Annotated in this window: 13 protein-coding genes and 1 pseudogene; 2 read left to right on the top strand and 12 right to left on the bottom strand. The window is 33.6% G+C overall.

All coding sequences use genetic code 11. The features are described 5' to 3' along the window. Positions 1-367: 367 nt before the first annotated feature. From ACTQ5K_RS24885 to ACTQ5K_RS24860, 6 genes and pseudogenes are all read right to left on the bottom strand, one after another. Positions 368-724 (bottom strand): hypothetical protein, encoded by a 357-nt coding sequence (locus ACTQ5K_RS24885; protein WP_235252799.1) that lies wholly within the window; start codon positions 722-724, stop codon positions 368-370. Between the two features lie 74 nt (positions 725-798). After that, a pseudogene (gene rpsN, locus ACTQ5K_RS24880) lies at positions 799-1,067 on the bottom strand (30S ribosomal protein S14). A gap of 49 nt (positions 1,068-1,116) precedes the next feature. Continuing rightward, on the bottom strand, positions 1,117-1,266 hold the full coding sequence (gene rpmG, locus ACTQ5K_RS24875) for a 50S ribosomal protein L33 (protein ID WP_016203575.1): 150 nt from the start codon (positions 1,264-1,266) through the stop codon (positions 1,117-1,119). 26 nt (positions 1,267-1,292) lie between these two features. Beyond that, positions 1,293-2,480 carry a GTP-binding protein gene (locus ACTQ5K_RS24870; protein ID WP_235252800.1) on the bottom strand — a complete coding sequence of 396 codons (1,188 nt, stop codon included), beginning with the start codon at positions 2,478-2,480 and terminating at the stop codon, positions 1,293-1,295. A gap of 218 nt (positions 2,481-2,698) precedes the next feature. Continuing rightward, entirely contained in the window at positions 2,699-2,944 is a 246-nt protein-coding gene (locus ACTQ5K_RS24865; RefSeq protein WP_231512608.1) for a hypothetical protein, read from the bottom strand. Between the two features lie 53 nt (positions 2,945-2,997). Continuing rightward, entirely contained in the window at positions 2,998-3,345 is a 348-nt protein-coding gene (locus tag ACTQ5K_RS24860; protein ID WP_235252801.1) for a hypothetical protein, read from the bottom strand. Between the two features lie 241 nt (positions 3,346-3,586). On the opposite strand from ACTQ5K_RS24860, the gene ACTQ5K_RS24855 reads away from it, so the two are divergent. Continuing rightward, positions 3,587-3,898, top strand: a complete 312-nt coding sequence (locus ACTQ5K_RS24855) for a hypothetical protein (RefSeq protein ID WP_235252059.1) — start codon at positions 3,587-3,589, stop codon at positions 3,896-3,898. A 90-nt stretch (positions 3,899-3,988) separates the two neighbouring features. On the opposite strand, the gene ACTQ5K_RS24850 is transcribed toward ACTQ5K_RS24855, so the two are convergent. From ACTQ5K_RS24850 to ACTQ5K_RS24825, 6 genes are all read right to left on the bottom strand, one after another. Then, positions 3,989-4,780: a DUF817 domain-containing protein gene (locus ACTQ5K_RS24850; protein WP_349205488.1), complete on the bottom strand. Its 792-nt coding sequence runs from the start codon at positions 4,778-4,780 to the stop codon at positions 3,989-3,991. Positions 4,781-4,782: 2 nt separating this feature from the next. After that, the gene (locus ACTQ5K_RS24845; RefSeq protein ID WP_031540115.1) at positions 4,783-4,998 is read right to left on the bottom strand and encodes a helix-turn-helix domain-containing protein; all 216 of its coding nucleotides are present in this window, start codon (positions 4,996-4,998) and stop codon (positions 4,783-4,785) included. Between the two features lie 10 nt (positions 4,999-5,008). Then, positions 5,009-5,491, bottom strand: coding sequence for a DUF2975 domain-containing protein (locus ACTQ5K_RS24840; protein WP_031540116.1), 483 nt, complete (start codon positions 5,489-5,491; stop codon positions 5,009-5,011). Positions 5,492-5,675: 184 nt separating this feature from the next. Then, the gene (locus ACTQ5K_RS24835; RefSeq protein WP_349205484.1) at positions 5,676-5,906 is read right to left on the bottom strand and encodes a hypothetical protein; all 231 of its coding nucleotides are present in this window, start codon (positions 5,904-5,906) and stop codon (positions 5,676-5,678) included. Between the two features lie 360 nt (positions 5,907-6,266). Further along, positions 6,267-6,929 (bottom strand): DUF1801 domain-containing protein, encoded by a 663-nt coding sequence (locus ACTQ5K_RS24830; RefSeq protein ID WP_349205486.1) that lies wholly within the window; start codon positions 6,927-6,929, stop codon positions 6,267-6,269. Between the two features lie 21 nt (positions 6,930-6,950). Continuing rightward, complete coding sequence (locus tag ACTQ5K_RS24825; RefSeq protein ID WP_031540119.1) at positions 6,951-7,325, bottom strand: iron chaperone; 375 nt, start codon at positions 7,323-7,325, stop codon at positions 6,951-6,953. Between the two features lie 186 nt (positions 7,326-7,511). On the opposite strand from ACTQ5K_RS24825, the gene ACTQ5K_RS24820 reads away from it, so the two are divergent. Beyond that, complete coding sequence (locus tag ACTQ5K_RS24820; RefSeq protein WP_441994422.1) at positions 7,512-7,736, top strand: hypothetical protein; 225 nt, start codon at positions 7,512-7,514, stop codon at positions 7,734-7,736. The last annotated feature ends 914 nt before the right edge of the window (positions 7,737-8,650 follow it).

Below are 8,650 nucleotides of genomic sequence, written 5' to 3'. Positions count from 1 at the left end.
AAAAACGAAATTTTGATGAAAGAAAACATTTAGAAAACGGATACAAAATTAGAAGTTTTACTTTATAAAAAGGGAGCTAAAAAAAACTCCCACAAAAACTTGACTCAATCAAACGCGTACCATGTCAATATGAAAATGATAATGAATTGTTATAATATATTAATATATATGTGACCTTTGTTCGTACATATGATACTTTTAAAAATTATATAATTCATCGCTTTATTTTTATAATAAAAAAAGTGCTACTCATACTTGGAGTAACACTGATTGTTTTATATTATTTTCGGAAAACGGCGATTATTAACTTGTTTTCGTTCTCTCGTTAAATGGGGAATAGCAATTGATTAATGTAAAAAGTGGTTTTTTAAGAAACAAAAACAAATACCCTCTTTTTATTCTTTTGAAAACTTCTATCTGACTTAGTATAATCTATCCATCTCATTTGATTAATTCTTGCCATTATCATTAAATCGATTTCCGCTTGTGCTTCATCCATAATTTCTTTAATGGCAGGCATACTGAGGGAAAAGTATTCAGAAGCCTCCTTAAATGGCGATTTTCCGACCATTAGCTCCATAAATTGTTTCTCATTTATGGCCATTTCCTCTAACTCTACTTCTTTACTCTCTATGTATTGATAAATTTCCCGTTTTTTTTCTGGCAAATTGGCAATCGCGCTTCGATAAAAAAATTGAACTACTTCAGGATTAACGGAATTCATTTCCTGTTCCTCCATTTTTGATGTGTAGATAAAAGTCGTCAAACCAATAAGCTGACGACTTTTCTTTTTATTCATTACCAGCTGGATTTTTTCACTCCTGGAATCTGTCCTTTATGGGCATATTCTCTAAATGTAATACGGGACATTTTGAATGTTCTCAAATACCCTCTAGGTCTACCAGTCACTTCACATCTGTTTTTTAAGCGGGTCGCTGAAGAATCTCTTGGTAGTTTTCTAAGTGCTTCAATATCTCCTTTTTCTTTTAATTCCATTCGAAGTGCTGCATATTTTTCAACCATTGCTTGCCGTTTTTTTCTTTTACAATTTTTGATTTTTTTGCCATTATTGTTTCCTCCAATACGAAATCATTACGATTTATCGACTATAAAAAATTATTTTGTTTCTCGGTGTAAAGTACGCTTTTTTAAACGTGGGCAATACTTCATCAACTCGATACGGTCTGGATTATTTCGTTTGTTTTTTGTGGTAATATAATTTCTATCTCCTGTTTCTGTACATGCTAAAGTAATTTTCACTCTCATTTTTTCTTCCTCCTAATAAATTTTACTCATTCTGCAAAAAAGGCAGGTAGCGGATCAATGAATTTAGTCCAATCCTTTTTCATTTCCATATCAGTCAATAAACACGCATCTAGCTCTTCTTCCATTTGCTGTTGATTCATGCCAATCCCAATAAACACTAACTCTGTCATGCGATCTCCATAAAGAGGATCCCAACGTTTTTGTAAATCTGGATCTTCTTCTAAAACTTCTTTCTGCTCGCTTTCCGAATAAGTCGCTACCCAATTGCCTGCTCCTTGTATCGTTAAGGATGGACCTGCTTGAGAAAGTAGTCCAGCAATTTCATTTCTCGTAGCCAACCAAATAAATCCTTTCGACCTAACCACTTCAACTGGCCAGTTTACCAACCACTGCATCAATCTAACAGGGTGAAAAGGTTTATTGCTACGATACACAAAGGAAGAAATTCCATATTCCTCTGTCTCCGGAATATGCTCTTCATTTAATTCTTTTATCCAGCCTGCACTTTGACTAGCAGCTTCAAAATCGAATAACCGAGTATATAACACTTGATTTAAGGAAATACGGGAATATTCACTTTCAATGATTTTGGCTTCTGGGTTAAACTTTTGGACTACTGCTTTCAGTTCCTGTAGTTTGCTTTCCGAAACTAAATCCGTTTTATTCAACACAATAACATTCGCAAATTCAATTTGATCGATTAACAAATCTGCTATTTCTCTTTCATCCATTGCATCCACTGCTTGCTTGCGGTCTAAAAGACTTTCACCAGAAGAATAATCATGCCAAAAACGATTAGCATCTAATACAGTAACCATCGTATCTAACTGACAGTATCGGGATAAATCGATACCTACACTCTCATCTACATAGGTAAATGTTTGAGCAACAGGAATCGGTTCGCTAATCCCGCTCGATTCAATGACGATATAATCAATATCACCTAATTGCACAAGCTTTTCCACTTCTAGCATCAAATCTTCCCTAAGTGTACAGCAGATGCAACCATTTTGCATTTCCACCAATTTTTCATCTGTTCTTGAAAAACCCTCCTGTTTCAGCAATGAAGCGTCAATATTTACCTCACTCATATCATTGACAATAACAGCAACCTTTAGGTTTTCCCTATTGGATAAAAGATGATTTAGCAAAGTTGTTTTACCAGACCCGAGATATCCGCTTAAAACGGTAACAGGGATTTTCTTGTTGTTCAATACTCTCACTCCCAAAACAAATCGAAATGATTACGATTTAAAAAATCATTTGTTCTTTGTTCTATTTTTAAAACCCTTCGAACTATTTAATAATAAAACGAAATGATTACGATTTGCAAGTGTTTATAAAGAACTTTTTCATAATTATTTTAATTTGGATGGAAATTTATTGTCTTAAGGGAATTAGCCTTAACTAATTCCCCTTCTTTCTTCTACTATTATGTTAATTTCTCTGCTAGCTTTATACTATTAGTCTCTGTATCAAAAATTCTAGTTCGAATATCATTTTTTGAAAGTAATAAATCATTTCCTTTTTGATCGAAACAGTAAGCAATCGGGATGGAAAAACCACAATTTCGATAGGACCCATCAGCATGGCTTGTCCCTATAATGAAAGCTTTTTCCTTCATTGCTTTTTTTCTTGCTTCTCCAGTCCATTCTTCATATTGTTGCTCACTATACATGCCAACACCTATTGGATTCAAAATAAACTTAACATTTTCATTCTCTAAACCTTCTAATCCTTAAAAATTTCTCTGCAAAGTAAATAGCCTGATGATAATGTGTCATCACTAGTCTTGGATGGTCTATATAACATTTCATTCTCTGGCGTTTTAGCTCTATCTAACATCATCCTTCCAGAACGATTGGCGATAAATGCTCTATCCTTATTATTCACATCTTTATAACCTGAGACAATATATGTATGATGTTTTTTCGCTAAATGACATACTTCCTCTAAATAATCAGCAGTGAAATAGCCCTCTGGAAATAGAATTACATCCACTTCAGGAAAACTTTCTAATTCCACTAATAATTGTTGTAAGCTCTTTTCCATTTTTGGCTGGCCAATTAGGATTTTCATTTTTCCCTCCTGATAACTAGGTTTTTCTATTAAATTATTATTTTTTAGAACTCCTATAAAACATATTACCTATATTATTTGATAAAATAAAGAATAATTTGAAAATAATAATTATCGAATTTATTTTTTAAGATATAGAAATCTGCTTTCATTTACTGATTAGGATTATAATTATTATTTGTGTTTTTATCTATATGGTTGCTCGAGAAAAATTAATTACAGAAAAGGAAGAGATTTGATAATGAAGATTACCTACAGTATTCTAAGAGAGCTTCACAAGGGTATCGATTTACCAAAACCAAAAGACTATTGTTTAAAACAGCGGGAATTTGAAAATTTTATCTTTTTTTTAGAAAAGGAAGGATATATTGAAAGAGTACTTAGAATCGATACCTTTTTCTCACTAAAGCCAGCTAGACTAACGAAAAAAGGATATAAATTTTTAGAAAGCCACCAATACTTAGAGGATTCTTATCCGGATAAACAAGATATGATGAAATGGCTCCAAGCGGAAAAGGAAATGTACTCTAATGGAGCTGATGAGGAGGATTAATAATTTAACAAAGGAGCTCCAAGACTTTATTGCAATCTAATTTCATCAAGGAGCTGGCAACTACATTTACTTTTTCCACTACCATTTTTTTCATATCGAATTAGTATTTACTTTACTATTAGTCATATTACCCTTAACCTGCTTCAAGGTTGCCACAATAAGAAAGCTAACAATCACCAATAACAGCCATGAGCTCACCTTTCCCAGATGAACGAGACTCCAGGCATCTCTTTGGTTTGGATATTCCCATGCACTGAAATATGTAGCAATGTTTTCTGCTATCCAAATAAAAAATCCAATCAATAAAAAGGAGAGGGCTAGTGGCATACGATATCTAATACCATTTACCTTGTATAATACCCAGGACTTCCCAAACACGATTAGTACCAATCCAGATAAATACCAACGAATGTCCAGCCAATAATGATGGGTAAAAAAGTTCAAATAAATGGCTGTACTAAGAGGAACAACAACTAAAAATGGTGGCCAATTTACTAGCTCTACCTCTAATCGCCTCCATGCCTGACAGAGAAAACTCGCTACACTTGCGTACATAAAGCCGCTATATAATGGGACGCCATATATTTTTGTATAGCCGTCTTCAGGATAAGACCAGGAATCCATATGTACTTTAAAAAGCTCCAGCGCAAGTCCGATTAAATGGAAAACGGTTATCACCTTTAACTCATCCATCGTTTCAAGACCGGTGCGTACCATTAGCCACTGCATCAAAAGGCAGATAAGTAGCAGCCAATCGTATCTTGGTATCAAGGGAAGTTCTATCATTTTAGTGAGTGCCAAAGAAACAAAAATAACGACAGGAAATATACAAGATAATGCTTGTTCCCAACCAAAATAGATAAGCTGCTTTAGACCTTTCATCATTAGATTTCTCCATCATTTCTATATTCCAAAATATCACCAGGTTGGCAATCCAACGCTTCACAAATTGCATCCAGTGTGGATATCCGGATTGCTTTTGCCTTGCCATTTTTCAAGATAGAAAGATTCGCCATTGTAATTCCAACCTTTTCCGATAGTTCAGTCACACTCATTTTCCTTTTTGCTAACATCACATCAATATTGATTATAATTGCCATTTATATCACCTCAAACGATTAAGTCATTTTCTGATTTTATATCAATTGCCTCTTTTAATAGCTTTTGAAGTACGGCAGCAAAAACGGCAATCACCATCGAAGCAAAAATCAGAATCAGTCCCATTAAAATGATCCCAGGGGCATCATCCACTTCTGCTATAAGGTAAAATAACGGCAAACCCAACACAAAAATAGCACTAATGGAGATGGCACAGTTTTTTATTTTCTTTAATGCATTTACCGATAAATCCGAGAATGCGTCATTCCTATCAATATAGTTTAACAGTTTAAATGCTTGATACAATGCAAAGTAGAAAGGAATAGCTGCAGCATAAAAATCAAGCATTATTAGATATTTTATATAAGCATTATTTGGATACAATTCAGCAGCAAATTTTCCGATTTCCGGTACTAAAAAAATGCATAATGCAAGAATGGGTACTCCAATAAGAATAACAGCAATCTTTAAAAAGAGCGTTGAAACCTGTTTCATCAAAAACACCTCACTTATTTATTTCTATTTGAATTTACCATATCATTTATCGTTTTACAATAAATTATTATCATTTTATACACTTTTTTTATTGTTTTTTTAAAAAGCAAAATAAAAAGCATTTCTTAGCAAGAGAAATACTTAAAAATTAGATTTATTATCTATATTATTTTTCAATGGGTAGCTATCCTGTTACAAACATAAAGTCTTGGACAAATACTGAAACAGCCTTTAAATCAACCCGATGACTTTTATACAATGCTTTTGCCTTCTTTAATTCTCTTTTCATTTGAGGTGAAATTTCTTCTGCTTCTTTTAACGAAAGATCCCCAATTAACAGATCAATCGCTATTTTTCTTATGTTTTCTTCACGAGACTGATGCAAAATGTAGGAAATACAGCTAATTTGGTCCATCCATACACCTCTCTAAACATATTTTTATGTATTATTCTATGTTTAGACAGAATATTCCTTCTTTATTTGCCATTCGTAAATCAGGGCAATTCAAATCTGTCTTTTACAAACAATTTGAATTAGGTTCCAATCGAATTCTTGCACCCACCTTGCGCGTAAATCTTTAAAAAAATCATGTGGGACAGATAACATGGTAGCGCCATTTTCTATTACATATTGAATAGCGATCTGTATCTTTTGTCCATAACACGATTTCTTATTAGGCATTTTATAGCTCTTTATTACGCTTATTCTTTCAGTATAAAAAGGAGGTTGTACTTCTTTCGTGTGAAATCAGTACAATCCTCCCATTGAAGTCATTCATTTCTTGCCAACAAACTTATGCGAGCCATCACAATTGGGCATTTTTTGAGATAATCCACAAATACAGTCATTTAAGCCCTTGCCATTTAGAATTCTTTCCATTGCTTTTTCAATCCTTGCAACTCTAGTTTTGGATTGCTTTGGTTGAGAAAAATGAAGAATGTATGCTCTTTGTCGTCCTGGCGTCAATTCTTCAAAGGCAGTTTTCAATTCTGGAATTTCTTCAAATTTCGTTTCAAGTTCTTCTGGAATGATGTATTCTTTGTGCTCTTTTATCGTTACTTCCAAACCGGATTTTTCCACTTCAATTGCTTCATGAATATATTCTTTTATGACAGATTCCAATTTCACTATATCCTGTAAGCTAGTAAATCGAATTTGCCTTGCTGCTTGTACATTCTCCGTTTGTTGGATTAGAATTCCTTGAGGATCTTTTAACAGAGCACCTTTATGAAATAAAAGGGCACAATATTCTTTGAATCCATGTATTAATACAATATTTTTATTCTTTATTGTGTAACAAGGATGCATCCATTTAAATTCTTCCACAAGCTCTTCACACTCAAGAACAATTTGTCTTAACTTCACATATTCTTCCTTCCACGGACTATCTTTACTTAAAAATTCCTCTACTTTAGGATTTAGTTTCCTATTTGCCATCTAATAAACCCCTTCTACATTTTACTCTTTTCTCCAAAATGTCATGCAATCTGCTTTATCAGTAATATTAAACTCGATCATTTTCTCAAGTAAGGAGAAATCAACCGGGCTTTCCCACTTAATTCGTACCAACTGCTTGGTATGATCATAACCAGCTTGTACAATTGCATCAGAAAATTGGATGATTCCAGCTCTTTCAGGTGCGACTGCCAAATGATGTTTTGCAACGCTAAAGCCAATTATGTATGTATCATGATCTGTGAACATCGGCTGATTCCAGGCAATTCTCGTTACTAAACTAGGGAAATTATTTGTTACCCACTCCAAAACCTCTTTTGTTCTAGCACGATGCGCTGGATTAGCAATGCGTTCTAAATATTCTGCAAAAACTTCCATAATCAGCCTCCAAAAAATCAATCTTGCCTTTTTTGATTCTAGTCTAGCATATCTTTCATTCATTTGGTATTCTGATTACAAAGAAGGTGAGAGTCGCGATTTAGTAAAATTTAAGAGAAAATACTAAATGCAGAGCATCCTAGCTTCTATCCCATAATATCAATAAACAATTATCTGGAGGTATGCATGGACGAGAAAAATTGTGACATAATACACCCTAATGGCGTAAAAGAAAAGAAACTGGATCTAATAGATGAGGATACGATTAAGTATCATGCTAACGGAATAACAATTTGGTCAAAAGGAAAGATTATTGATGATACACCTGATGGCTATTGGGAATGGTATCGTATAGATGGGACAATAAAGCGTTCAGGCTACTTTAACATGGGCGATCCTGTTGGGGAGTAGATCACCTATGACGGCAAAGGCCAAAAATACAAAACCACCAACCGGGATAAAAAATAGGCTTAACAAGTGTTTAAGCCTATTTTACATAAAATGACTGCACTTTAATGTTTTTTATTTGTTAATGTAGTTATCGAATGCAAAGTATATCTTTCTAAATTCGTAGTTCATTTGTCGCATAATTGCTCTTAATACATCTTCATACCTTCTGACTCCCTATTTGCATTATGTAAGGTTATTCCTAAGAACATAGATATGGAGAGTAGATGTAGGAAACGAATTTCTGCAACAGTTAGAACAGCGAAAGCATTATTTAATTCCCTATATTATTTTATGAACTCCCTGATTGTAGTCATGCCTATTTCCTAGTTCAAATTTGGCACTTGCTGAATTCGGATACTTTATAACTATATCAAAAATATAATCTAAAAGTTCGATCTCGTTCTTTTTATATAACCAACCGTTTTCTACAAGCATATCAAAATCCCCACTCTTTTTTAAACATACTCTAAACGCTAAGCTGAGAAATATACTGCACTTATACCAACGTAAATTAATACTGAAACGATGATAAATGCTGAAAAGAAGATCCACTTACTCAAGCTAGTCCAATTATTCATCCATCCCCACCTTTTTTTATTCACATCAAATCAGAAACAATCGATGAGAACAGTCAAATCGATAATGATAATCACGATAATCGGATTCATTCTTATCCCCTCCTTTATTATCAGTATATGAAAAGTCATTCCTTTTAATCTTACCCAAAAGTTATTTGGCCATTTAGTTGAAATCGAATCTTTTTTCGGTACTGTCAATATTTTTGTGTAAATGACTTTTCAACTTCTCAAGGTAGATGATCACCTTCGTATTCAAATAGATTTGTTCGAAGTGTTGATTTGGGTGTCTAGGAAAGG

Origin of the sequence: Niallia sp. Sow4_A1 (genome assembly GCF_052116745.1) — a bacterium.
Classification (GTDB): domain Bacteria; phylum Bacillota; class Bacilli; order Bacillales; family Cytobacillaceae; genus Niallia; species Niallia hominis.
This window is presented reverse-complemented; position numbering and strand designations above follow the sequence as displayed.

Excerpts from the sequence above, each read along its gene's own strand:
- ACTQ5K_RS24885 (WP_235252799.1), bottom strand. The coding sequence starts at position 724 with ATGAATTCCGTTAATCCTGAAGTAGTTCAATTTTTTTATCGAAGCGCG.
- rpmG (WP_016203575.1), bottom strand. The coding sequence starts at position 1,266 with ATGAGAGTGAAAATTACTTTAGCATGTACAGAAACAGGAGATAGAAAT.
- ACTQ5K_RS24865 (WP_231512608.1), bottom strand. The coding sequence starts at position 2,944 with ATGTATAGTGAGCAACAATATGAAGAATGGACTGGAGAAGCAAGAAAA.
- ACTQ5K_RS24860 (WP_235252801.1), bottom strand. The coding sequence starts at position 3,345 with ATGAAAATCCTAATTGGCCAGCCAAAAATGGAAAAGAGCTTACAACAA.
- ACTQ5K_RS24855 (WP_235252059.1), top strand. The coding sequence starts at position 3,587 with ATGAAGATTACCTACAGTATTCTAAGAGAGCTTCACAAGGGTATCGAT.
- ACTQ5K_RS24850 (WP_349205488.1), bottom strand. The coding sequence starts at position 4,780 with ATGAAAGGTCTAAAGCAGCTTATCTATTTTGGTTGGGAACAAGCATTA.
- ACTQ5K_RS24845 (WP_031540115.1), bottom strand. The coding sequence starts at position 4,998 with ATGGCAATTATAATCAATATTGATGTGATGTTAGCAAAAAGGAAAATG.
- ACTQ5K_RS24840 (WP_031540116.1), bottom strand. The coding sequence starts at position 5,491 with ATGAAACAGGTTTCAACGCTCTTTTTAAAGATTGCTGTTATTCTTATT.
- ACTQ5K_RS24835 (WP_349205484.1), bottom strand. The coding sequence starts at position 5,906 with ATGGACCAAATTAGCTGTATTTCCTACATTTTGCATCAGTCTCGTGAA.
- ACTQ5K_RS24830 (WP_349205486.1), bottom strand. The coding sequence starts at position 6,929 with ATGGCAAATAGGAAACTAAATCCTAAAGTAGAGGAATTTTTAAGTAAA.
- ACTQ5K_RS24825 (WP_031540119.1), bottom strand. The coding sequence starts at position 7,325 with ATGGAAGTTTTTGCAGAATATTTAGAACGCATTGCTAATCCAGCGCAT.
- ACTQ5K_RS24820 (WP_441994422.1), top strand. The coding sequence starts at position 7,512 with ATGGACGAGAAAAATTGTGACATAATACACCCTAATGGCGTAAAAGAA.